A 21,357-nucleotide genomic window follows, 5' to 3' on the forward strand; every position below is an offset into this window, starting at 1 on the left:
CCAGTGGCCAAGAATGGTCAACGGTGTGTCTCCCTTGCCATTGTTGGCGCGGTCGGTCCCAAGGGTTCTGCCGGCCGCGACGCGCTCCCGTCAGGCGAGCGACAGGTCCGAAACCGGTGTCGGCCGCCGGCGCCAACCCCGCGCCGGTTGACGGTGATCGCGTCGGCCTCTACGGCGCCGTGCTCTTCCCGACCAACCTGCGCACTTCCGCCTCCTCCAGCGCATGAGGCGTCGGCCGGATCATCTCCGCCTTCGTTCCGATCGGCCTGCTGCCGCTCTTGGGACATTGTTGCGCGCCGGCCGTGCTCGCCGTGATCTCGATAGCCTTGCTGGCGAGCGTCGCGCTGATCCTGGCAGCAGCTCCCCCGGGCCTGGCGCGCCGGCCGGTCGAGTAAGGGCGCGGGCGGCAGCCGGGACATGGCGCGAGCGCGCGATATCCCGCGTATCGCGCGATCCGCGCGGCGGCCGAGACCGCCTTGATTCTGCCGGCGCCGACGCCCATGTTGAACAGATCTGTTTTTTTGTCCAACCGAGGGCCCCAGCGATGGCGAACCCAAAAAGGAGCAAGGCCGGTCCGAAGGCGGCCAAGTCCGACGCAGGCAGCGCCAAGCAGATGCGCGGCAGTGAAGTCGCCATTGGCGAACGCCCGGCCAAACCGGCACGCTCGCCGGCCAGCAAGGCACGTTTCGAGGCCGTCATGAAGGCTGCCGGGCAGTCCGGGCTGCTGGGCGACAAGAGTGGCCGGATCGGCGGCAGGGTCAGCACCGAATTGGTCGCTCAGGCGAAGAAGCAGACGGGCATCGAAACGGATACCGATCTGATCGAATTCGCCCTGGCCAGCATTGCTCTCGACGACAAATTCGCCGAGGTCTTCAGGGCGTCGAGAGGCAAGGTCGATCCGGACCTGAAACTCGGATTCTGACGTGGCGGGTTTTGACTTCGATGGAGCTCGCCGCTGGGCTCGGTTCGATCCCGAGAAGGCGCTCACCCGCCGCCCTGACCGCGAACTGGCTTTCGCCCATGAGGACGCGGTCGGCGGCCAGGCACTGCTGCTGGACACCTGCGTCTACATCGATCAGATGCAAGGCCGGTCGCCGGCGATCGTCGAGGATCTGATCGACGCGCGGCAGATCAATCACTCGACCGTCGCCATACAGGAATTGATGCATACGGTGGGTGTGCTCAATCCCGCCGACCGGCGCACGCCCACGGTGATCCACGCGATTCGCGCGCAGATCGAGGCAATGCCTCCGCATCGGGTTTTCGCTCCCGACCCCGACGTGCTCGGCAAGGCGGCGCTGCTATCCGGCATGCTGTGCCGGCTTCAGGGTTATGCCACCGATCACAAGCTTCGCGCCCTGCAGGACTGCGTGCTCTTTCTTCAGGCACAGAAGCTCGGCTTCACGGTGCTGACCGCAAATGTCGGAGATTTCGACATGCTGCAGCAATTGCTCCCTGGACGCGTGCTGTTCTATCGCAAGCTGTAGCTTGGTTGGCGCTCGCAGGCCGGGAGCGGCGGGGCGGCGGCGGCGGCGGCGGGGAAGACAGATCTCGCGCCCGCAGCACTCATCGTCTTGGCCGGGCTTGTCCCGGCCATCCACGACTTGCTTCGGCCCAAGACATGCGTGGATGGCCGGGACAAGCCCGGCCAAGACGAAGTGCAAGGCTTGCGAGGTCAGGCCTCGGTCGGATCGATCCATTCGCGATCAGCCACTTGCGATCCGCCGGTGGCCTTCATGTGGGGCTTCAGCGTCGGCGGACCCGGGCTTGCTGATGACTTGTGAATGCCACAGCCCTCCGGGAGGGTCAGCCCCCTGCCCGCCTCAATCCATCACGGCGGCTTTGAGGATGCAGACCATGGTGGCATGGGCGGTTTCGGTGCCGACATTGCGGATGACATGGCGGCCGTCGCAGCGGTAGCGCACGCTCTCTCCCGCCCTCACCGTCTCGACCCGGTCGCCGACCTCGACGACGAATTCGCCTTCCAGCACCGACAGGCTTTCCACCGAGCCGCGCTGATGGCCTTCGCTCTCCAGCACGCCGCCCGGATCGCAATGGAAATCGTACCATTGCAGCCATTCCACCGTCTTGATCCAGCCGGTGATCGACAGCCGGCACTTGCCGTCGTCGGAGACGAGCAGCGGCGTGTCGCCCTTCGACAGCTTTTCCAGGAACGGCTCTTCGGTTGCGGTCGCCAGCACCCGCTCGATCGACACGTCGAGCGCCTGGCTCAGCCGCCAGATCGTCGCCAGCGTCGGATTGGTCTCGTTGCGCTCGATCTGGCTGATGATCGACTTGGCCACGCCGGACTGCTCGGACAATTCCGAAAGCGACAGGTTATAGGCCTTGCGCAGGCGCTGGACCGTCCGGCCGAGATTGCCTGACAACACATGAGCGCCGGCATCCAGCTCGACTTTTTTCGGATCGCGGTCGGCCATGGCGTTCGGAAATCAGGCTCTCGGTCGTTGTTCCGAACGATCGTTCGGCGAAAAGTACCCTACGGCGCGCGTCGCTGCGGTGCAAGATGCGCGTCCCGGGCGATCGCCGTCAGCCAGCGTCATGGGCCAGCCGCGCGTCGATCATCGGCTCGAGCCAAGCGCCGCGCGTGATGATGTTCATATGCGTCGTGCCGGGCAGTACGGCGAGCTGCGCACCGGGGATCAGCCGCGCCATTTCGGCGGCGTGCTCGACCCGGGTGAAGTCGTTGTCGCCGATCGCGACCAGGAAGCGCGCGCGAATGCCGCGGAGCTCGGCCGCGGTCCAGCCCTGCCACTCCGCCAGCATGGCGTTGAGCTTGACCACCACCGCCTCCCAGGCGGTCGGATCCGGCGCATGGCGCCGGAAGTTTTCCTGCCAGGCGGCGAAATCGGCTTCCGTCGGCAAAAGCGGGATCAGCTCGGCCGAGGGCTGGTGGCTCGGGTCGCGCTGCAGCTTCACCAGTTCGGGCAGCATGCCCTCCAGCATGGTGAAGGCGCCGAGCGTTGTGACGCTGCGCACTCTGGCCGGGTGATGGATCGCCAGGCCGATCGCGATCAGCCCGCCCAGGCTATGGCCGACGAAGTCGGCCTGGCCGACGCCGAGATGGGCCAGGACGCCGGCGGTGTCCTCGACCATCCGATCGATCGTGACGGGGCCGCCGCGATCCCCGGTATGGCCGTGGCCTTGCGGCTCGATGGCGACGACCGGCCGGCTCCTGGCGAAACGCGGGATGAGATCTTCGACAAGCGCGGTATCGATCGCCATCAGCCCGCCGGGCAGGAGCACCATTGGCGTCCGGCCGCCGGTCGGCGCGCCGCCATGCAGCTCATAATAGATCTTCAGGCCGTCGACCGTCGCGTAACCGCTGCCGCCTGCCGTTTCCGTCATCGCAAACCCCTTTTGCTGTCCAAGGAGGAACCGGCGGCCGGTGGCGCGCCGGCGCCGATCAGCCGCCGGCGGCCAGAGGCCGGTCCCGAAGGCTCGCCCGCACCCGCATGGCGGCCGCCACGACGGCGAGCTGGTCGAGGCCGGAACCGGTGCCCTGGACATAGCCGCCGCCGACATGGGCGTTCTTCATCGCCACCGTGTCGAACAGCGTATGGATGGTCAGCGTCGTGCGCTCGTCCTTCTCGTCGAAGCTGACGGTGACGATCATCCGTCCGGCGTTGGGGCGCTCGAAACCGTTGTCATAGGCAATCTTCCGGTTCGGCACGATCTCGAGATATTCGCCGCCGAAGGGCGTGTTCTGCTTGCCGCTCGGCCCGGTCATGGCGAAGCGGAACCGCCCGCCGACCCGGAAATCGATCTCGCACAAGGTCAGCGGCCAGCCGACCGGGCCGAACCACTGGGTCAGGTGCTCGGCCTTGCTATAGGCCTCGAACAGGAAGCGCGCGGGCACGTCGAACACCCTGGTGATGACGACTTCGCGTGCGGCTGCGGGTTCGTCCGCCATCGTCTCAGCCGGCATCGCCGTCCTCCTGGCGCTTGAGCTCCTTGGCGTAGGCCTCGAGCCGGTCGAGGCTCTGTTCCCAGAAGCGCCGGTACTCGCCGAGAAACTCGGCCGCGCCCGCCAGCGGCTCGGCATTCAGGCGCACCGGCCGGAACTGGGCGCTGCGGCCGCGCGACACCAGCCCGGCTGTCTCCAGCACCTTCAGATGTTTCGAGATGGTCGGCTGGCTCAATGCGAAAGGCGCGACCAGTTCGTTGACCGTCGCCTCGCCGGTGGCGAGGCGCGCCAGGATGGCGCGGCGCGTCGGATCGGCGAGCGCTCCGAAGACGCGATCAAGCTGTTCCATGGCCGCAAATCTCATATTGCCGATAAGCTATATTGCTAATAAGCGATATAATGCAGGGCCGATCCTGTCAAGCCGCCGCGGTCAGGCTGATGCGGTCTCAAACCGATGCCTGGGTTCGCCGCGGCAGGCCGATGGTCAGGACCGCCGCCAGCACGCAGCCGATGCCGATGACCTGCGCCAGGCCAATCGTCTCATTGAGCAGGACGACGGCGAGCAGCACCGCCGAGACCGGCGCGAGCGCGGTGAACAGCGAGGCTTCGACGCCGCTCACCCGGGCAGCGCCGGCATACCAGAGCAGAAATCCGCCAACCGTCGGCACCAGCCCGTAATAGGCGACGGCGGCGAGCGCTTCCGGCGCGACCGGCATCATCCAGGGCTGTTCGATCAGCGCCGGGACGCTCGACAGCGCCAGGCCGATGCCGGTCAGCAGCGCCGACAGGGCAAGTGGCGAGATCGCCGCGCGCAGGCGCTTGTTGAGCAGGATGAACAGGCCCTCGCCGACCACCGCGGCGAAGATCAGGGCATTGCCGAGCAGCGAATGGCCGCCGCCATCCGGCGCGGCGCCGGTGATCGACAAGACCCCGATCGCGGCGAGCCCGATGGCGGCGAGCAATCGCCGGTCCGGCCGCTCGCCGAGAACCCCGATCGAGATCGCCGCGGCGACGATCGGCAGGGTGCCGGTGACCACGCCGGCATCGGTCGCCGAGGTCAGCCCGAGGCCCCAGATCAGCAGCACCGTGTAACCGACGCTGCCGGCACTGGCCTGCAAGAGCAGGATCAGCCAGTCGCGCCGGTCGAGCTTCGGCCAAGGGGTCCGGGTGACGGACATCAGGGCGACGAAGACCGGCAGCGCCACGGCGAACCTCAGCGCGGTCGCGGTGAATGGCGGCAATCCCGTCGCGATCACCTTGCTGGCGACCACCGTGCTGCCGACCAGCACCATGGCGAGCGCCAGAAACACATAACCTTGAACCTGCCGCGACATGATCCGCCCGTCTCCATCGGAAAGGCGGCAGATGAGCCGGTCGGGCCCGGCTGGTCTTGAACGGGATTGCAGGGCGCTGAGGACGGCTCAGCTCAGCGCGCCGGCATAACCGCCGGGCGAGACGCCATAGGTCCGCACGAAGACGCGGGTCATGTGGCTCTGGTCGGCGAAGCCGCTGGCGGCTGCGGCTTCCGCCAGCGCCGTGCCGCCGGCGATCAGCCGGCGCGCCAGGTCGATCCGGCGCTGCACCAGATAGGCATGCGGCGTCAGCCCGGTGGCCCGGGTGAAACCGCGCAGGACCTGGAACCGGCTGAGCCCGCTTTCGCGGGCGAGGTCGGCAAGGCTGACCGGCCTGGTCGGCGCATCGTCGATCCGGCGACGGGCCCGCTCGATCGTCCCGGGCACCGAACGCGGCGCGCCGCCCGCCGCTTCGCCCATGAGCCCGGCGAGCAGCCCGAGCAGCAGCGCCTCCCGGTCGATCCCGGCGGCATCGTCCTCGCCGGCCGTCATGGCGGTGAACAGATGCCCGAAGGCGGCGGCGAGCCCGGCATCGCGCAGCACCGGCCGGTCGAACTCGCAAGCCTCCGCCCTGCCCTCGCTGATATCAGAGGCGGCCCGGCGAATGACCGCCGGATCGAAATAGAGCATGCGCCACGACCGGCCGGCATCGCCGATCGGCGCGCCGTCATGCACCTCGCCGGGATTGACCGTGATGATGTCGCCGGAGCCTGCCTCGACCATGCCCCGGCCGCTATAGGATCTGTGGCCGCCCTGGTGGATCAGGCCAATGCCATATTGCTCGTGCGAATGCCGGGGAAAGGCATGGCGCGTCGCGGCCTCGACCGCCTCGACGCCGGCGCCCTCGCAGCGAAGCATCCTGAATCGGCCTCGTGTCATTGCCTGCCGCCCGAAACGCCGCGCATTGTCGCCGCGGCCAGCGGCGAAACTCGCAGGCTTTTGCGACCGAATAAAGGGCCGGTCGCGCCTATCCGGCGGCTGAATCGCAGGCCTGTCCCGGCACCCGCCGGCTGAACGGCGACCAGCCGAGCGTCATGCCCGCGGCGGCGAGCAGGATGGCGCTGGCGCCGGCGACCTGCAGCCATTGCAGGTGATGGCCGAAAGCGATCAGGTCGACCAGCACCGCGACCACCGGATAGATGAAGGACAGGGCGCCGGTCAGGTTGGTCGGCAGCTTCTGGATCGCGCCGTAAAGCAGCACGAAGACCACGCCGGTATGCACGATGCCGAGCGTGCCGAGCGCGCCCCAGGTGGCGGCACCCGCCGGCAGTTCGGCCAGATTGGCGAGCGGCAGCAGCATGACCATCCCGACCGACACCTGGATCAAGGTGATCAGGTGTGGCGGAACCCCCTTGAGGCGCTTGGCGACGATTGCCGCCACCGCATAAAAGAACGCGGCGCCGAGCGCCAGCAGGATGCCGGTGAGATAATCCGCGCCGATCGCGGCGGCCGAGGGCTTGGCCTGTACGATCGCCAGCATTCCGGCAAAGGCGATGCCGAGCCAGCCGAGCTGGGTGACGGTCGGCCGCTCGCCGAAGACCAGCACGCCGAGGCCGACCAGCATGAAGGGCTGGGTGTTGTAGACCGCTGTCGCGATCGAGATCGAGGCATGCGGATAGGCGGCGAACAGCAGGAGCCAGTTGGCGACGATGGCGAGGCCGCCGAGCGCGGCGAGGCCCGCCTGGCCTGGTGTGATGATGTCGCGCCGGAGCAGTCCCATGGCGGCGCAGACCACCAGCAAGGTCGCCGCGCCGAACACGCAGCGCCAGAACACGACGTCCATGACCGGCAAGCCGGAGACCACGACGAACCATCCGATCGTGCCGGAAATCGCCATGGCGGCGGTCATCTCGGCGGTGCCGCGCAGCTTCTCGGTCATGGCAGCCTCGTCGCGTCCAAAATCCATCGGAGGCTGCAGCATAATTGGCGACTTGCCGGATCTATATGGGCTTTATAAGGTCATCGGCGAAATCGACATTACAATATGAGACGGTTTTGACGATCGGCCTTTGGAAAAATCATGCTCGATGATCTCGACCGGCGCATCGTCGAAATCCTGGCCGATGACGCCCGCATCTCGCTGAAGGAGCTGGCGCAACGGGTCGAGTTGTCCTCGCCGAGCGCTTCCGACCGCCTGCGCCGGCTGGAAGAACGCGGCGTGATCCGCGCCTTCACCGTCGATATCGATCCGCAGGCGCTCGGCTACACCCTGCAGGCGATCGTCCGCATCAAGCCGCTGCCGGGCAAGCTGCACACGGTCCAGAAGCTGATCCGGGAGATCCCCGAATTCACCGAATGCGACAAGGTGACCGGCGACGACTGCTTCATCGCCCGGCTGCACCTGCGGTCGATCGAAGAGCTCGACCGGATCCTCGACCGCATCACCGACAAGGCCGAGACCAGCACGGCGATCGTCAAGGCCCAGCCGGTCAAGCGGCGCCTGCCGCCGCTTTAGGGTACGAGAATACTGTCCCTCGCGCTGCGGTCGGCCGTCCGTCGAGGCTCGCGCAAGGGCGCTCGCACCTCAGGATGAGGAACGTGGTGTATGGCAGCAGCGACAGTGCTAGTTGCGCGACGAGGACCGTGTCTCATAAGCGACAGTCGTGCAAATCCCCAACAGTCCTCATCCTGAGGAGCGAGCGTAGCGAGCCTCGAAGGACGGCTGACCTCCGTGCAACACCATCCAGGTGCTTCGAACAAAACATGCCGGTTCCCGGATTTTCTCGCAGGCCCTGTCGAAATCATGCCTTGCTCACCCGACATCGTGACGCCGGGTGACCAGTGCCGGCATCATCACGAGGACGAGCGACATGCGCTATCTGCTGATGCTTTACGCCGACGAAGCCGTGGGGTCCAAGTTCACGCCGGACGAGATGCGGCCGTTCATGGAACAGATGTTCGCCTACCAGGCGGCGCTCACCAAGGCCGGGGCCTTCGTCGCGACCGCCCCGCTGGCACGCACCGACCGAGCCTGCACCATCCGCATGGAGGGCGGCGAGATGAAGGTCCATGACGGCCCCTATGCCGAGACCCGCGAACAGTTCGGTGGTTATTTCATCATCGAGGCTGCCGATATCGACATGGCGCGGACCTGGGCCGCACGCTGTCCGGCGGCGACCTGGGGCAGCATCGAGATCCGTGAGATCATCGACCATTGCTACCCGTGATGCCGGTCCGGGCCGACGACCCGGCGCGCCGCGCCGTCGAGCGGGCGGCACGCGCGAGCTATGGCCGCCTCGTCGCCTTTCTCAGCACCCGCACCCGCGATGTCGCCGGCGCCGAGGACGCGCTGGCGGAGGCCTTCGCGACAGCACTGCAGCAATGGCCCGCCGACGGCGTGCCGGCCAATCCCGATGCCTGGCTGTTGACCGTGGCGCGCCGGCGCGGCGCCGATGCCTTGCGCCGCCGGCGGACCAGCGCGGTCCACGCGCCACATCTGATGCTGATCGCCGACGAGATCGAAGCCGCTGCGGCAAGCCTGGGCGACATCCCCGACCGGCGCCTGGCGCTGATGTTCGCCTGCGCCCATCCGGCGATCGAGCCGGGCATTCGCACCCCGCTGATCCTGCAGACCATTCTCGGCTTGACCGCCGCCGCGATCGCTTCGGCCTTCCTGATGCCGCCGGCAACCATGGGTCAGCGGCTGGTCCGCGCCAAGGCCAGGCTCCGCGAGGCCGGCATCGCCTTCGCCATCCCCGACAAGGAGGAACTGCCGGGCCGGCTCGATGCCGTGCTGGAGGCCGTTTATGCGGCCTATGCCAAGGGCTGGGCCGAGACCGGCGAACCCGGCACACCGCAACTTGCCGACGAAGCGATCTGGCTCGGCCGGGTGCTCGTCGCGCTTTTGCCTGAACAACCCGAGGCCAAGGGCATGCTGGCGCTGATGCTGCAAGCCGAGGCGCGGCGGCCGGCCCGGCGCGATACTGGCGGCGCCTATGTGCCGCTGGACGCGCAGGACACCAGGCTCTGGGATATCGCCCGGGTCCGAGAGGCCGAGATGCTGCTGGCCGAGGCCAATGCCGGTGGCCCGAGCGGGCGCTACCAGATCGAGGCGGCGATCCAGTCGGCCCACGCGGCACGGCGCCTGCACGGCGTTGCGAGCTGGGGCGCCATCGTGGCGCTCTACGACCTTCTGTTCGCCCTGGCGCCGTCGCCGGTGGTGGCCCTCAACCGCGCCGTGGCGCGTGCCGAGCTCGACGGTCCCGCCGCGGCGCTCGAAGAGATCGATCGCCTGGCGGGCGACCCGCGCATGGCCGACTATCAACCCTATTGGGCGGCGCGCGGCCATCTCTGCGCGCGCGCCGGCCGGTGCGGCGACGCCAAGGCGGCGCTGACGCTCGCCATTGGCCTAGCCGCCGATCCGGCGGTCCGCCTGTACCTGCAGGGCCAGCGCGACCGTTTGTGCAACGGCGGGACATAAAAAAGGCCGCCCGGCAAAGCGGGCGGCCTGGTCGCGACAGCCGGGTTGGGGGGCAATCAGCCACGCGACTTGCAGCTTCAACGCAGTCGTCGGCGGGTGGTTCCCGCACCATGCGCCGGCGATGCAAAAAATCGCGGGAGCGCGGGCGAAGCGGCAAACCTTGACAGGCCGTGCCGGCGTACCGAAGTCTTGGCGGCGTGCATGCTGGCGAGCTTCTTTTCATCCGAGGCCTCACATGACCAAGCTCTTTGCTCACCTCGAGGCGGACGGTTCCTATTCACCCGACGTGCTCGCCATGATGCAGGTGATCCATATGAGCGTCTGCGCCGAACTGGCCGTACCGCTGGACGACCATGTGACCCGCGAAGCCGTTGCCGAGGCCATCGTGCGGCAGATCGATCTCGGCAATCACGATGTCACCGCGGTCACCGAGACCGCCCGCAGCGCGGCGAGAACCACCAGCTGAGCCTTGGCCGCGCCAGCCTGTCGACCGGCCGGAACTTCACCGCACGGCCGACGTTCCTCCTCAGCCTGCACAGGAGGACGCCATGGCAAAGATTCACGCGCTGGACGACATGTTTCTCGATCTGTTGAAGGACGTCTATTACGCCGAAAAACAGATCCTCAAGGCCTTGCCCAAAATGGCCAAGGCGGCCCGCTCGACGCAGTTGAAGGCGGCCTTCGAAAAGCACCGCGACGAGACCGAAGGCCATGTCGAGCGCCTCGAGCAGGTGTTCGAGATCGTCGGGCAGACGCCGCGCGGCAAGACCTGCGACGCGATCCTCGGCATTATCGAGGAGGGCAAGGCGGTCATCGAAGACTATGACGACAGCCCGGCGCTCGATGCCGGCCTGGTGGCTGCGGCCCAGGCGGTCGAGCATTACGAGATCGCCCGCTACGGTACGCTCAAGGCCTGGGCGAACCAGCTCGGCAAGAGCGACGCGGCCAAGCTCTTCGGCGCCACTTTGGCCGAGGAAGAGAAGACCGACATGGCCCTGACCAAGCTCGCGGCAACCTCGATCAACAAGAGCGCCACGGCAACAGCCGCCTGAGCCGCCCGGCACCGGGCGCGGCGTCGTCCTGACAGGCAGCCCGCCTCGGCACGGAGGCGGGCGCCAAAGAGCCCGGGCCGCGATCAGCCCCGCTTCGGACTATCCAGCCCACGCTGCACCGCCGGCCGCGCAAGGCCGCGGTCCAGCCAGGCCGGCACCCGCTTGAAGCTGTCATAGGCGACGAGCTCGCCGGCGCCGTAGAAGCCGACCAGGTTGCGCACCCAGCCGAGCATGGAAATATCGGCGATCGTATAGTCGTCGCCCATGATCCATTGCCGGCCTTCGAGCCGGGTCTCGAGCACGCCGAGCAGGCGCTTGGATTCGTTGACATAGCGCTCCAGCGGCCGCTTGTCGGCATAGTCCCGGCCGGCGAACTTGTGGAAGAAGCCGACCTGGCCGAACATCGGCCCGACCGCCGCCATCTGGAAGAACACCCATTGGATGGTCTCGTAGCGCCGGGCGGCATCATCAGGCAGCAGCTTGCCGGTCTTCTCGGCGAGATAGATGAGGATCGCGCCGGATTCGAACAGGGCCAGCGGTTTGTCGCCGGGCCCGTCGGGATCGATGATCGCCGGGATCTTGCCGTTCGGGTTCAGCGCCAGGAATTCCGGCGTCCAGCTTTCATTCTTGCCGATATCGACGAGATGCGGCTCGTAAGGCAGGCCGATCTCCTCGAGCATGATCGACACCTTGACGCCGTTCGGCGTCGGCAGCGAATAGAGCTGCAGCCGGTCGGGATGGGCGGCCGGCCAGCGCGTGGCGATCGGAAAGGCGGAAAGGTCGGGCATCCCGGGCTCCTGGAGCGTGAACTGAGGCCGGGACGATAGCGAGGCTCCGCCAAGGTGCAATCCGCGCGCGTGGCTGAGGCCCGCAACTGACGAGGATGTGACCGGCGGGCAGGTCCCGCCGTCAGCGCATCAGGTGGTTCGCCACCGCCTCGAAGGCCGGCAGCGTGATCGGGTCATTGGCAGCATTGCCGGCCAGGGGATGCGAGGAGAAGCGTGCGATGACCATGCGCGCGGCGGGATCGACATAGATCGACTGGCCGTGCACGCCGCGCGCCATGAAGGCGCCGTGGGCATTGTGGGTGATCCACCACATGCCGCGATAGCTCCAGCCCTTGAGCAGCGCATAGCCGGCCTTCTCGAAGGCGGCCCGGTCGCCGCCGGCGCGAATCCGGGTGATCGCCGCCTCCGGCACCAGGCGCTGGCCGTTGATCACCCCATTGTCCAGCATGAGCTGGCCGATCCGCGCCATGTCGCGCAGGCCCGCGCTGAAGCCGCCGCCGGCGAACGGCGTGCCGATCGAATCCACTGAAATATAGCCGTCCTGCTCGGCCCCCATCCGGCTCCAGATCCGCTCCGACAGAAGCGCCGCCACCGATTTGCCGGTCGCCCGTGCAATGATCCAGCCAAGCGTATCGGTATTGACGGTCCGGTAGCCGAAGGCCGCGCCGTGCTCGCCCTCCTTGCGCACCGTGCGGAGGAAGTCGAAATAGCTGCGCGGCCCGGCATAGCCTGATGGTTTCGGCAAGGGATTGCCCGCCGCCGCATGCAGCCAGACATCGGCCTGCGGGTCGGCATAGTCCTCGCTGTAGCGAAGCCCGGTGGTCATCTCCAGCACCTGCCTCACCGTCGCATCGCCGAAGCCGCTGCCGGCAAGCTCCGGCACGATCGCGTCGACCCTGGCGCGCTCGTCGATCACGCCTTCGGCCACCAGCATCTCGCCGAGCAGCCCGGTCAGCGATTTGGTCACCGACATGGCGGCGTGCTGGCCGGCCTCGCCGAGGCAGCCGAAATAGCGCTCAAAGACCAACACGCCGTCGCGCAGGATGGCAATGCCGTCGGTGTAATTGGCCTCGAGCGACTGCGCCCAGGTCATCTCGCGGCTACCGCCGATCGGGGTGAACCTGACCGCGTCGATCGTCCAGTCGATCCGGCGCGCCAGCGGCACCGGCGCGCCCAGGCCCCGGCTGACGCCGAGCGTCGGCATCAGCTGGCGATTGTGGCAGACGACCCAGCGCGACCGGGGGAAATTGAAGAAGTCCGGATCGGAAAAACGGATGATCTTGTCGGCCGGCGGCGGCGACCCCACCATCCACTCCAGTCTGCCGGGGTCCGAGTTTTCGGCCGACAACATCTGCCGCTCCTGCGGGGCCTGTGCCACGGCCAGCGGCGGCGCGCCGGCGATCCCCGTTGCGACGATGCCGGCAACCGCGAGCCGGCGGCCGAAAGCGCGGGCGGCGGATCTTCTTTCAATAGCTGACGACGACATTGACGAAACCTCCTGTCCAGGCCGGCGTTTTGGACGGCACGATCGAGGCGATCCCCGCTCCGGGAAAGGACACGCTGAAGCCCGCGGTCAGATAGGTGTTGGGGTTCACCTGGCGCGTATATTCGACGAAGACATCATCGGCGAGATGCTTGTTGGTGACCCCGGCGACCAGGATCGGCACGCCATTGGACACCTCCAGGCGCGTACCTTGGCCGAACTGGATCGGACTGCGCAATTCGTTGGCCTTGACGATCGAATAGCGCAGCGTCAGCGCGTCGCGGTCGGTTGGAGCCAGCTCGAGCGCGATCTGATGCGCGTTGAGGTTCGAATTGATGAACACCATCGACGACTTCGAGCCGGCCGACCAGGAGCTCGGCGAACCCTCGAAATACAATGGGTCGAACCGCTCGTTGCGGCTGGTCGAAGGGTTGGCGCCGGATAAGGTCTGGTACGAATAGGTCAGCGTCGGCGACCACGCTGCCTGGCTTGACGTTGAATCCCGCATGAGGGAAAATAAATCTCATATAGTGGATCTGCGAGCATATCGGCATGGCAACGAGCGCGATCATCGACGGCCTGGGAACGACGCCCTCACCTGCCGGGTTCGACCGGCAAGCAGCCGGCTGAGCCATGGAATTTGCCCATGTCATAGCCGCCCTCTCGAGCGCTCTCTTGCATGCCGGCTGGAACGCCGCGATCAAGTCCAGCCGCAATCCGGCCCAGGCGATGACCGCGCAGATGCTCCTGGGCGCCATCCTGGTGGTGCCCGGCCTAGTCTGGACCGGCCTGCCGGCCCAGGCCGCCTGGGGCTGGATTGCCGCCTCGACCGTGATGAACATCCTGACCGTCCAGGCGCTGTTGCGCGCCTACGAGCTCGGCGGCTTCGGCATCGTCTATCCGATCGTGCGCGCGCTGGCGGTGCTGCTCGTCGTGCCGCTCGCGGCCGGACTGGCGGGCGACCGGATCGGTCCCGCAGCGCTTGCCGGCATCCTGGTCATCACCCTGTCCCTCGCAGCTCTCAGCTATGACGCGGCGCGCGACAAGGCGGTCACCGGACGGGCGCTGGCCTGGACGCTCGCGGCCGGCCTCGGCACCGCCGCCTATATCATATGCGACGCCCAAGGCGTGCGCGCGGCGGGCTCGCCCTGGGCCTATGGCTTTGCCGTGTCGGTGACCAATGCCGCCGCCATGTGCTGGCGGCGGCGCCATGCCGGTCCGCCATGGCAACAGCTCAACGGGCAATGGGCGGTGGCGGCACCGGTCGCGATCGCCGCCATGGTGTCCTACCTCCTGATCCTCTGGGTCTGGAGCCATGCGCCGATCGCCGCCGCCTCGGCGCTACGCGACACCAGCGCCGTCTTCGCCATCCTGATCGCGGTGATCTGGCTGAAGGAACCGTTCACGCCGACCCGCATCGTCGCCGTGCTGCTCGCCGCCGCGGCGGTGCCGCTCTTGCGGTTGGGCTGACGACGGGCCGCCACGTCGGGTCTACGGCCGCCGGTCGTCTCCAGCATCACAGCCTCCGTGCGGTTCGGGTTCATCAGGGAGCCGGCGATCGCGGGTATCAATGGCAAGGACCGGGCCGGCCGTCAGGCCGCTCGCCCGGCGCTGGCGCGTCAATGTGGCGGCGGCCGCCCGGTTCTGAGGCAACCCGCGCAATGCGGGTTTGGACGGGCGGGCACGCGGCGCGCGGATGTTTCCGTCGCCGGCCATCATGCTCTAAATAGGCCGACGATCCCCCATCCGGCAGGCCTATTCCCATGACCACGCAGCAGCACGACATCCCCGCATCGGTCGACCCGGTGAAACTCGACAGGCTCGCCGAAGTGGCGGTCAAGGTCGGCCTGCAGCTGGAGGCCGGCCAGGACCTGTTCCTGACCGCGCCGGTGGCGGCGCTGCCGCTGGTCCGGCGCATTGCCGAACATGCCTACCGGGCCGGCGCCGGCCTGGTCACGCCGCTGATCTCCGACGAACAGGTGACGCTGGCGCGGTATCGTTACGGCCGGGACCAGAGTTTCGACCGCGCCGCCGGCTGGCTCTATGACGGTGTCGCCAAGGCCTTTTCCGCCAACACCGCCCGGCTCGCCATTGTCGGCGACAATCCGATGCTGCTGTCGGGCGAGGACCCGGCCAAGGTGGCACGCGCCAACAAGGCCAATTCGCTCGCCTATCAGCCGGCGCTCGAAAAGATCGTCGGCTTCGACATCAACTGGAACATCGTCGCTTATCCGAGCGCCGCCTGGGCCGCCCAGGTTTTCCCCGGCGAGGACGAGGCGGTCGCGGTGACCAGGCTCGCCGACGCGATCTTTGCCGCCTCGCGGGTCGACAATGCCGATCCGGTCGCCGCCTGGACCGCCCATAATGCGGCCTTGCGCAAGCGCACCCAATGGCTCAACGGCCAGCGTTTCCACGCCCTGCATTTCACCGGGCCGGGAACCGACCTGACGGTCGGCCTTGCCGACGGCCACGAATGGCAGGGCGGCGCCTCGACCGCCAGGAACGGCATCACCTGCAACCCGAACATCCCGACCGAAGAGGTCTTCACCACGCCCCATGCCCGCCGGGTCGACGGCCAAGTGTCGAGCACCAAGCCCCTGTCCTACCAGGGCACGCTGATCGATCAGATCGCCGTGCGTTTCGAGGCCGGCCGCATCGTCGAGGCCAAGGCGGCACGCGGCGAAGCCGTGCTGAACAAGGTGCTCGACACCGACGAGGGCGCGCGCGGGCTCGGCGAAGTGGCGCTGGTGCCGCATTCCTCGCCGATCTCGAAAAGCGGGCTCCTGTTCTTCAACACCCTGTTCGACGAAAACGCCGCCTGCCACATCGCGCTCGGCCAGTGCTATTCGAAATGTTTCGTCGACGGCGCCCGGCTGACACCCGGCCAGATCGCCGCCCAGGGCGGCAACAAGAGCCTCATCCACATCGACTGGATGATCGGCTCGGGCGAGATCGACATCGACGGCGTCCACAGCGACGGCCGCCGCGTGCCGGTGTTCCGCACGGGCGAATGGGCGTGACGGGGAGTGGCGATTAGCGAATGGCGAATGGCGAATGGGGATGAAGCCGCGAGCGCCGCGCGCGTAAACCCTCGCCCGATTGCGGGAGAGCATCTGTGTTTCGGGTCAAGCCTGTTTTGGAGCGTGAGTGGCCCAAGTGCGGTCCTGAGCGATAAGGGTGTTGGCGAGGACGACGAGCTTTCGAGCCACGGCGATGAGGGCGCATTTGGGCTTCTTGCCCTTGGCGATCAGGCGGTCGTGGAAACTTTTCATGTCGGCGTTGCAGCGCGTGGCCGAGAGCGCCGCCAGGTAGAGAACGCGGCGCACCCGGGAGCGTCCGCCCCAGATGACGCGGACGCCCTGTCGTTCACCCGAATCATCGGCGATCGGGGCTAGTCCCGCCAACAGGCTGATCTGTTTGATGTTGCAGGTCCCCAGCTCGGTCAGGGCGGCCACCAGGGTCGTGGCGACCGCCGGGCCGAACGAAGGGATCGAGATCAGAATGTCGTGGCGTCTGGCCAGGCATGGATCGGCCGCGATGCGTTTGGCGATCTCGCCGGCGATGGCTTCGATAGCCTTGGCGATCCGGGTGAGACGGTGAGCGAGATGGCGGATCAGGAACTTGTCGGTGACCGCGTGCCGCTGGTTCTTGAGGGCTGTCTGTTCGTCGACGGCCGCATCGCGGGCGCTGACCAACTCATTGAGCGCATCGAGGGCTTCCGGTGCCGGCGGTCGCTGGGCCGGGTTCATGGCCCGCGCGAACAGGGCCAACACGCGGGCATCGAGCCGGTCGGTCTTGGCCAAGGTGCCCGTGGCACGCGCGAACATGCGCACGCGATAAGGATCGACCACGGCAACCGGCACGCCCGAGGCATGCAGGCTTCGGCGAACCTGGCGGTGCCACTTGCCGGTCGCCTCGACCACGACCAGCGCCAGATCAAAGCGCTGAAGCCAGCGCTTCAACTGCCGGATGCCCAACTCGGCATTGGCAAAACGGTGGGTCTCCCCGCCGGGCAGAACGTGGATGTCGAGCCAGCTCTTGCTGACGTCGATTCCCACGGTAGACTTGCCTTCGGTCTCTTGTTTGGACGCTTCCTTGCCTTGCATACGGGACTTCCTCCCCAGCATCTGTTCAGGACAAGAGCCAGAGGACGGCCGGACCATGCTCTCCCGCGGTGCTGAGCCAAAGGGTGAAACGGTCCCGGACATCCGCGTCGAGGCCGGTGGCCACCGGCCTCGACGCACCTCTCAGCCTGCGCTGAGTCGGTCCCGCAAACATGCAAGGGTGGCGGCGCATAGCGAGTGCGAACGCATCTCGCGTTCGCTCGATGCTATGAGGCGCCGGGTGAGGGTCTGAAGAGGGCCGGCCCTTCATTTCGATCGGGAATGCACGTCCAGCACCGACGCAACCACCCTCACCCGGCCGCTCCGCGGCCACCCTCTCCCGCGAAGGCGCGGGAGAGGGTTTGCGCGCAGCGTTTCGCATCATGCCCTATTCGCCATTCGCCACTCGCCATTCGCCACTTCCCCTCCCGCCATTGACCGGCCGGCCGGACCTGGCTTATGAGCAGGCCCATGATGAACACCCCGCGCACCACCGGTCTCTATTACGCCCCGCCCTTGTAGCGGGAGGTGTATCGTCATCCTTCAACCGCTGCGTCGCCAGCGGTTGATCCAGACGGAAGGCCCCTGACCTCGCAGTTTTCTCCCGAGGTCAGACCATGTCGCGACATCCCGAAATTTCGTTTCCCCCGCCGCGCCGCCGGAGCCTCGGCCTGATCGGCTTCGGCGCCTTCGGCCAATTGATGGCGCGCCATCTCAGGCCGCATCTCGACCTGACGGCTTATGACCCGGCCCTGCCGCCGGGGGCCTCGGCCGAACATCCTGATGTCCGCCTCGGCGGCCTCGCCGCGGCCGCCGGCTGCCCGATCGTCGTGCTCGCCATGCCGGTCAGCCGCATCGCCGAGACCGTCGCCGCCATCCGCCCGCATTTGCAGCCGGGCGCGCTGGTGCTCGATGTCGGGTCGGTGAAGACCTTGCCGGCCGCCATCATGGCCGAGGGCCTGCCCGGCGACGTCGACATCGTCGCGACCCATCCGCTGTTCGGGCCGCAGAGCGCGCGTCACGGCATCGCCGGGCTGAAGATCGCTGTCTGCCCGGTCCGCGGCCGGCGCGGCGGCGAGGTCACCGCCTTCCTGTCGGACGTGCTCGGCCTGACCGTCATCGAGACGACGCCGGAAGCCCATGACCGCGAGCTGGCCGTTGCCCAGGGCCTGACCCATCTCATCGCCAAGGTGCTGGTGCGCATGGAGCCGCTGCCGTCGGCCATGACCACCCGTTCCTTCGACCTGATCATGCAGGCGGTCGACATGGTCCGCCATGACGCCCCGGAAGTGTTCCAGGCGATCGAACAGTCCAATCCTTACGCCGCGGCGCTGCGTCGGCGCTTTTCCGACCTGGTCGCCGAACTCGATGCCGAGCTCGGCGCGCCTGCCGGCCCGTCGCCCGGGGACGCGACGCGGGGCAGCCCGGCTTTGACAGCGACCGGACCCAGCCGCCACCATTGGCTGAACAAGGCCGAAGCCGCAGCGGACGGCACGGCGTGAGGCTGGGGGCGGGCATGGGCGAGATCTTCGGGACCGGTGGGCTCAGCTTCGCAGCGCAAGCCGATTGGGCCAGGCTGCCGGACGAGATCCGCCTCGGCGATGTCGCCGGCATCGCCATCGACCGGCGCGACCGGGTCTATCTGTTCAACCGGGGCGACCATCCCGTCGTCGTGCTCGACCGCCAAGGCAGCCTCGTCGACAGCTGGGGCCAGGACATCTTCTCCAATGCCCACGGCGCCCATATCGGTGCCGACGACTGCCTCTACCTGACCGACAATGGCGACCACACGCTCCGCAAGTTCAGCCTCGACGGCAAGCTCCTGCTGACGATCGGCGAGCCGAAGCGGCCCGCGCCTTTCATGAGCGGCCGGCCATTCTGCCGCTGCACCCATTCGGCGCTGTCGCCCAAAGGCGAGATCTACGTCTCCGACGGTTACGGCAATGCCGCGATCCATAAATTCGCGCCCGACGGCCGCCACCTCCTGTCCTGGGGGCAGCCGGGCAGCGGCCCCGGCGAGTTCAACCTGCCCCACAATATCTGCTGCGACGCCGACGGCTGGGTCTATGTCGCCGACCGCGAGAACCACCGCGTCCAGGTGTTCGACGGCAATGGCCGCTACGAGACGCAGATCAACAACATGCACCGGCCGAGCGGCTTGGCGATCACCACAGGCCCCTGCCCGCATTGCATCGTCGGCGAGCTCGCGCCCTATCAGCCGGTCAACCGGCTGACCCCCAATCTCGGGCCGCGCGTCAGCATTCTCGACCAGTCCGGCAAGCTCGTCTCGAGGCTCGATCGCGGCGCCGGCGCGGGGCTGGAACCGGGCCAGTTCGTCTCGCCGCACAGCATTGCGCTGGACTCGCTCGGCGACCTCTATGTCGGCGAGGTCGCGGCGACAGACTGGCTTGCGGTTTTCCCGGATCAGCCCAAGCCGCCGGCACTGCGCCGCTTCCAGAAATTCGCGCGGGTGGCGGCGGCGGTCAACGCCTAGCGACTTTTGATCGACGTTTCTGCGCCTCGCTCATCGACTGCCCGACCTGCAATGCCATTCGAAGCTTACCCATCCCCGGACATGGGCGCGCAGCGCCTTGAACCTGTCGAAGCGCTTGCCCGATGGTCGCCGGAAGGGGGCGGCACACCACCACCACCTGCCGGCCCTGTGATGCAGCCCGGGCACAGGCAAGCCCAAAAAGCGCCGCGATCTTCGGATGATTGGCCCCCGGCCTGTCCAGGCCGTCAGGGCGAAGGCGTGGCAGCGGGAGCGCAATTGTCGGCAAAAAAGACGATTTTGATTCACCCCGGATTAACCAGGCCTGCGTCTTATGGAAGCTGAACGTCATTAGGGCTTCCCTGTACCCAGGATCGGTCCGGCGGGACGGTTCGCCCTGTTCGTGTCGACGAGCGCGGCGGAACGACGGTCGGCGCGTGCCGGTCGGGGAAAGAGTATCCGAGTATCCCGAGAGCGCGGCGTATGCGTAACACCACCCGTCAGTCCCCTGGCCTGGCTTCGCGCTCTAGCCGCCACGGACCGCGCCGCCGCTTGCCCGGCATGGTGCTGCTGGCCGTCGCCATGGGCCTCGCCGGTGTCGCCGGCATTGCTGCCGTTTCCCTCCGCCACCCCGGCCAGCCGACGCTTCTCTCCTCCGGCGTCCCCCTTTTGAACCTTGGGCAGCCCGGCCTGCTGTCGGCCGGTCTCGATCGTGTCGCGCCGCCCGCGCCGGCGCGGACGGCGGTGGTTCGCTACGACCCGCTGATGGATCCGGGCGTGACGCTGGCCACCGCTTCGCTCGGCTTTGCCGCCATCCGCCGCCATGATCCGCTGCTCGATTCCGCCGCCGCCTTCGGGCCGCCGCCGCGCCCGATCGGCCAGAACCTGCCCCTGCAGGCCCATATGCGGCCGGCCACGCCCGCGCCGACCGCGGTGGCCAGCTTGCCCGCCCTGTTCGACGAGCCCGAACTCGCCCATGCGCCCACCATCGTCGCGGCGCTGCCCGCCGAACCCGTGGCACCCGAAACCGCCCGGCCGGTGCCGGCGCCGGCGCAGCGGCCGAACGTCGTGCTCGGCGCGCCCATGCCGATCCCGCGTCCGCCCGAGCTCAGGACGCCGGCCGCGCCCGAACCGCCGCGCATGGCGGCACCGCTCGGATCGCGCCGCACCCGGGCGGCGGCAGCCGCCGCCCCGGCGGCCCCGGTCGACAACCGCAACTTCTTCGAACGGCTGTTCGGCGCGCAACCCGCGTCGGGGCCGCAACTGGCCTATGCCGCGACCGGCGACGCCGCGCTCGAGCGTCCCTCCGGCGGCGGGCTGCTCGGCCGCGCCATGCCGGGTCCGGGCCCGGTGGTCGCCCAGGGCACCGCGATCTACGACATCAGCGCACGCACGGTCTACCTGCCGAACGGCGAGCGGCTGGAGGCCCATTCCGGCCTCGGCGACAAGATGGACGATCCGCGCCACGCCCATGTCCGGATGCACGGCCCGACGCCGCCGCATACCTATGCCCTGACCGAACGCGAACGGCTGTTCCACGGCGTCCGCGCGCTGCGCCTCAATCCGGTCGGCGGCAGCGCCGCCATCCATGGCCGCGCCGGCCTGCTCGCCCACACCTACTTGCTGGGACCCCGCGGCGACTCGAACGGCTGCATCTCGTTCAAGGACTATGACCGGTTCCTGAAGGCCTATCTCCGGGGCGAGGTCCGCCGCCTGATCGTGGTGGCGAGCCTGCGCTGAGGG

The 21,357-nt window shown here is 67.9% G+C and carries 24 protein-coding genes; 13 read left to right on the plus strand and 11 right to left on the minus strand.

The window, feature by feature from the left end:
- Positions 1-289: 289 nt before the first annotated feature.
- Both E8M01_RS35430 and E8M01_RS01720 read left to right on the plus strand, forming a co-directional pair.
- The gene (locus E8M01_RS35430) at positions 290-922 is read left to right on the plus strand and encodes a hypothetical protein (RefSeq protein WP_246088563.1); all 633 of its coding nucleotides are present in this window, start codon (positions 290-292) and stop codon (positions 920-922) included.
- Position 923: 1 nt separating this feature from the next.
- On the plus strand, positions 924-1,487 hold the full coding sequence (locus tag E8M01_RS01720) for a type II toxin-antitoxin system VapC family toxin (RefSeq protein WP_136958532.1): 564 nt from the start codon (positions 924-926) through the stop codon (positions 1,485-1,487).
- A 336-nt stretch (positions 1,488-1,823) separates the two neighbouring features.
- Here the strand turns inward: E8M01_RS01720 and E8M01_RS01730 are convergent, their stop codons facing one another.
- The 7 genes from E8M01_RS01730 to E8M01_RS01760 all read right to left on the minus strand — a co-directional run bounded on the left by E8M01_RS01730 (position 1,824) and on the right by E8M01_RS01760 (position 7,156).
- Complete coding sequence (locus E8M01_RS01730; RefSeq protein ID WP_136958534.1) at positions 1,824-2,438, minus strand: helix-turn-helix domain-containing protein; 615 nt, start codon at positions 2,436-2,438, stop codon at positions 1,824-1,826.
- A 109-nt stretch (positions 2,439-2,547) separates the two neighbouring features.
- Positions 2,548-3,366, minus strand: coding sequence for an alpha/beta fold hydrolase (locus E8M01_RS01735; protein WP_170181728.1), 819 nt, complete (start codon positions 3,364-3,366; stop codon positions 2,548-2,550).
- Between the two features lie 58 nt (positions 3,367-3,424).
- Positions 3,425-3,946 (minus strand): SRPBCC domain-containing protein, encoded by a 522-nt coding sequence (locus tag E8M01_RS01740; RefSeq protein WP_136958536.1) that lies wholly within the window; start codon positions 3,944-3,946, stop codon positions 3,425-3,427.
- On the minus strand, positions 3,936-4,274 hold the full coding sequence (locus E8M01_RS01745; protein ID WP_136958537.1) for an ArsR/SmtB family transcription factor: 339 nt from the start codon (positions 4,272-4,274) through the stop codon (positions 3,936-3,938). Before E8M01_RS01745 ends, E8M01_RS01740 begins: the two co-directional genes overlap by 11 nt.
- 97 nt (positions 4,275-4,371) lie before the next feature.
- Positions 4,372-5,259, minus strand: coding sequence for a DMT family transporter (locus E8M01_RS01750; RefSeq protein ID WP_136958538.1), 888 nt, complete (start codon positions 5,257-5,259; stop codon positions 4,372-4,374).
- Positions 5,260-5,346: 87 nt separating this feature from the next.
- Complete coding sequence (locus E8M01_RS01755; RefSeq protein WP_136958539.1) at positions 5,347-6,156, minus strand: AraC family transcriptional regulator; 810 nt, start codon at positions 6,154-6,156, stop codon at positions 5,347-5,349.
- A gap of 88 nt (positions 6,157-6,244) precedes the next feature.
- The gene (locus E8M01_RS01760; protein ID WP_136958540.1) at positions 6,245-7,156 is read right to left on the minus strand and encodes a DMT family transporter; all 912 of its coding nucleotides are present in this window, start codon (positions 7,154-7,156) and stop codon (positions 6,245-6,247) included.
- Between the two features lie 141 nt (positions 7,157-7,297).
- On the opposite strand from E8M01_RS01760, the gene E8M01_RS01765 reads away from it, so the two are divergent.
- From E8M01_RS01765 to E8M01_RS01785, 5 genes are all read left to right on the plus strand, one after another.
- Complete coding sequence (locus E8M01_RS01765; RefSeq protein ID WP_136958541.1) at positions 7,298-7,732, plus strand: Lrp/AsnC family transcriptional regulator; 435 nt, start codon at positions 7,298-7,300, stop codon at positions 7,730-7,732.
- Positions 7,733-8,087: 355 nt separating this feature from the next.
- On the plus strand, positions 8,088-8,444 hold the full coding sequence (locus E8M01_RS01770; protein WP_136958542.1) for a YciI family protein: 357 nt from the start codon (positions 8,088-8,090) through the stop codon (positions 8,442-8,444).
- On the plus strand, positions 8,444-9,697 hold the full coding sequence (locus tag E8M01_RS01775; protein ID WP_136964399.1) for an RNA polymerase sigma factor: 1,254 nt from the start codon (positions 8,444-8,446) through the stop codon (positions 9,695-9,697). Before E8M01_RS01770 ends, E8M01_RS01775 begins: the two co-directional genes overlap by 1 nt.
- A 235-nt stretch (positions 9,698-9,932) precedes the next feature.
- Positions 9,933-10,163 carry a hypothetical protein gene (locus E8M01_RS01780; protein ID WP_136958543.1) on the plus strand — a complete coding sequence of 77 codons (231 nt, stop codon included), beginning with the start codon at positions 9,933-9,935 and terminating at the stop codon, positions 10,161-10,163.
- An 82-nt stretch (positions 10,164-10,245) separates the two neighbouring features.
- Complete coding sequence (locus tag E8M01_RS01785; RefSeq protein WP_136958544.1) at positions 10,246-10,749, plus strand: YciE/YciF ferroxidase family protein; 504 nt, start codon at positions 10,246-10,248, stop codon at positions 10,747-10,749.
- A gap of 83 nt (positions 10,750-10,832) precedes the next feature.
- Here E8M01_RS01785 and E8M01_RS01790 read toward each other — a convergent pair whose 3' ends face one another.
- From E8M01_RS01790 to E8M01_RS01800, 3 genes are all read right to left on the minus strand, one after another.
- Positions 10,833-11,537 carry a glutathione S-transferase N-terminal domain-containing protein gene (locus E8M01_RS01790; RefSeq protein ID WP_136958545.1) on the minus strand — a complete coding sequence of 235 codons (705 nt, stop codon included), beginning with the start codon at positions 11,535-11,537 and terminating at the stop codon, positions 10,833-10,835.
- Positions 11,538-11,658: 121 nt separating this feature from the next.
- Complete coding sequence (locus tag E8M01_RS01795) at positions 11,659-12,888, minus strand: serine hydrolase domain-containing protein (protein WP_136964400.1); 1,230 nt, start codon at positions 12,886-12,888, stop codon at positions 11,659-11,661.
- Positions 12,889-13,003: 115 nt separating this feature from the next.
- On the minus strand, positions 13,004-13,366 hold the full coding sequence (locus E8M01_RS01800; RefSeq protein WP_211596692.1) for a hypothetical protein: 363 nt from the start codon (positions 13,364-13,366) through the stop codon (positions 13,004-13,006).
- Between E8M01_RS01800 and E8M01_RS35730 the strand changes: the two genes are divergently transcribed.
- From E8M01_RS35730 to E8M01_RS01810, 3 genes are all read left to right on the plus strand, one after another.
- Positions 13,356-13,481, plus strand: a complete 126-nt coding sequence (locus E8M01_RS35730) for a hypothetical protein (protein WP_281287833.1) — start codon at positions 13,356-13,358, stop codon at positions 13,479-13,481. The genes E8M01_RS01800 and E8M01_RS35730 overlap by 11 nt on opposite strands.
- A 172-nt stretch (positions 13,482-13,653) precedes the next feature.
- Positions 13,654-14,490, plus strand: coding sequence for an EamA family transporter (locus tag E8M01_RS01805; protein ID WP_136958546.1), 837 nt, complete (start codon positions 13,654-13,656; stop codon positions 14,488-14,490).
- Positions 14,491-14,783: 293 nt separating this feature from the next.
- Positions 14,784-16,040 (plus strand): aminopeptidase, encoded by a 1,257-nt coding sequence (locus tag E8M01_RS01810; protein ID WP_136958547.1) that lies wholly within the window; start codon positions 14,784-14,786, stop codon positions 16,038-16,040.
- 105 nt (positions 16,041-16,145) lie between these two features.
- Here E8M01_RS01810 and E8M01_RS01815 read toward each other — a convergent pair whose 3' ends face one another.
- Entirely contained in the window at positions 16,146-17,126 is a 981-nt protein-coding gene (locus E8M01_RS01815; RefSeq protein ID WP_136958299.1) for an IS110 family RNA-guided transposase, read from the minus strand.
- A gap of 614 nt (positions 17,127-17,740) precedes the next feature.
- Between E8M01_RS01815 and E8M01_RS01820 the strand changes: the two genes are divergently transcribed.
- The 3 genes from E8M01_RS01820 (at position 17,741) to E8M01_RS01830 (ending at position 21,354) form a co-directional block, all read left to right on the plus strand.
- Positions 17,741-18,625 carry a prephenate dehydrogenase/arogenate dehydrogenase family protein gene (locus E8M01_RS01820; RefSeq protein WP_136958548.1) on the plus strand — a complete coding sequence of 295 codons (885 nt, stop codon included), beginning with the start codon at positions 17,741-17,743 and terminating at the stop codon, positions 18,623-18,625.
- Positions 18,626-18,639: 14 nt separating this feature from the next.
- Complete coding sequence (locus tag E8M01_RS01825) at positions 18,640-19,617, plus strand: peptidyl-alpha-hydroxyglycine alpha-amidating lyase family protein (RefSeq protein WP_136958549.1); 978 nt, start codon at positions 18,640-18,642, stop codon at positions 19,615-19,617.
- A gap of 480 nt (positions 19,618-20,097) precedes the next feature.
- Entirely contained in the window at positions 20,098-21,354 is a 1,257-nt protein-coding gene (locus E8M01_RS01830; protein WP_246088564.1) for a DUF2778 domain-containing protein, read from the plus strand.
- Positions 21,355-21,357 lie beyond the last annotated feature (3 nt).

The sequence above is a fragment of the Phreatobacter stygius genome, from assembly GCF_005144885.1.
GTDB lineage: Bacteria > Pseudomonadota > Alphaproteobacteria > Rhizobiales > Phreatobacteraceae > Phreatobacter > Phreatobacter stygius.

What these genes read in the sequence shown, in the direction of transcription:
- E8M01_RS01730 (WP_136958534.1), bottom strand. Translation starts at nt 2,438, where the DNA reads ATGGCCGACCGCGATCCGAAAAAAGTCGAGCTGGATGCCGGCGCTCAT.
- E8M01_RS01735 (WP_170181728.1), bottom strand. Translation starts at nt 3,366, where the DNA reads ATGACGGAAACGGCAGGCGGCAGCGGTTACGCGACGGTCGACGGCCTG.
- E8M01_RS01740 (WP_136958536.1), bottom strand. Translation starts at nt 3,946, where the DNA reads ATGCCGGCTGAGACGATGGCGGACGAACCCGCAGCCGCACGCGAAGTC.
- E8M01_RS01745 (WP_136958537.1), bottom strand. Translation starts at nt 4,274, where the DNA reads ATGGAACAGCTTGATCGCGTCTTCGGAGCGCTCGCCGATCCGACGCGC.
- E8M01_RS01750 (WP_136958538.1), bottom strand. Translation starts at nt 5,259, where the DNA reads ATGTCGCGGCAGGTTCAAGGTTATGTGTTTCTGGCGCTCGCCATGGTG.
- E8M01_RS01755 (WP_136958539.1), bottom strand. Translation starts at nt 6,156, where the DNA reads ATGACACGAGGCCGATTCAGGATGCTTCGCTGCGAGGGCGCCGGCGTC.
- E8M01_RS01760 (WP_136958540.1), bottom strand. Translation starts at nt 7,156, where the DNA reads ATGACCGAGAAGCTGCGCGGCACCGCCGAGATGACCGCCGCCATGGCG.
- E8M01_RS01765 (WP_136958541.1), top strand. Translation starts at nt 7,298, where the DNA reads ATGCTCGATGATCTCGACCGGCGCATCGTCGAAATCCTGGCCGATGAC.
- E8M01_RS01770 (WP_136958542.1), top strand. Translation starts at nt 8,088, where the DNA reads ATGCGCTATCTGCTGATGCTTTACGCCGACGAAGCCGTGGGGTCCAAG.
- E8M01_RS01775 (WP_136964399.1), top strand. Translation starts at nt 8,444, where the DNA reads ATGCCGGTCCGGGCCGACGACCCGGCGCGCCGCGCCGTCGAGCGGGCG.
- E8M01_RS01780 (WP_136958543.1), top strand. Translation starts at nt 9,933, where the DNA reads ATGACCAAGCTCTTTGCTCACCTCGAGGCGGACGGTTCCTATTCACCC.
- E8M01_RS01785 (WP_136958544.1), top strand. Translation starts at nt 10,246, where the DNA reads ATGGCAAAGATTCACGCGCTGGACGACATGTTTCTCGATCTGTTGAAG.
- E8M01_RS01790 (WP_136958545.1), bottom strand. Translation starts at nt 11,537, where the DNA reads ATGCCCGACCTTTCCGCCTTTCCGATCGCCACGCGCTGGCCGGCCGCC.
- E8M01_RS01795 (WP_136964400.1), bottom strand. Translation starts at nt 12,888, where the DNA reads ATGTTGTCGGCCGAAAACTCGGACCCCGGCAGACTGGAGTGGATGGTG.
- E8M01_RS35730 (WP_281287833.1), top strand. Translation starts at nt 13,356, where the DNA reads ATGAACACCATCGACGACTTCGAGCCGGCCGACCAGGAGCTCGGCGAA.
- E8M01_RS01800 (WP_211596692.1), bottom strand. Translation starts at nt 13,366, where the DNA reads ATGGTGTTCATCAATTCGAACCTCAACGCGCATCAGATCGCGCTCGAG.
- E8M01_RS01805 (WP_136958546.1), top strand. Translation starts at nt 13,654, where the DNA reads ATGGAATTTGCCCATGTCATAGCCGCCCTCTCGAGCGCTCTCTTGCAT.
- E8M01_RS01810 (WP_136958547.1), top strand. Translation starts at nt 14,784, where the DNA reads ATGACCACGCAGCAGCACGACATCCCCGCATCGGTCGACCCGGTGAAA.
- E8M01_RS01815 (WP_136958299.1), bottom strand. Translation starts at nt 17,126, where the DNA reads ATGCAAGGCAAGGAAGCGTCCAAACAAGAGACCGAAGGCAAGTCTACC.
- E8M01_RS01820 (WP_136958548.1), top strand. Translation starts at nt 17,741, where the DNA reads ATGTCGCGACATCCCGAAATTTCGTTTCCCCCGCCGCGCCGCCGGAGC.
- E8M01_RS01825 (WP_136958549.1), top strand. Translation starts at nt 18,640, where the DNA reads ATGGGCGAGATCTTCGGGACCGGTGGGCTCAGCTTCGCAGCGCAAGCC.
- E8M01_RS01830 (WP_246088564.1), top strand. Translation starts at nt 20,098, where the DNA reads ATGCGTAACACCACCCGTCAGTCCCCTGGCCTGGCTTCGCGCTCTAGC.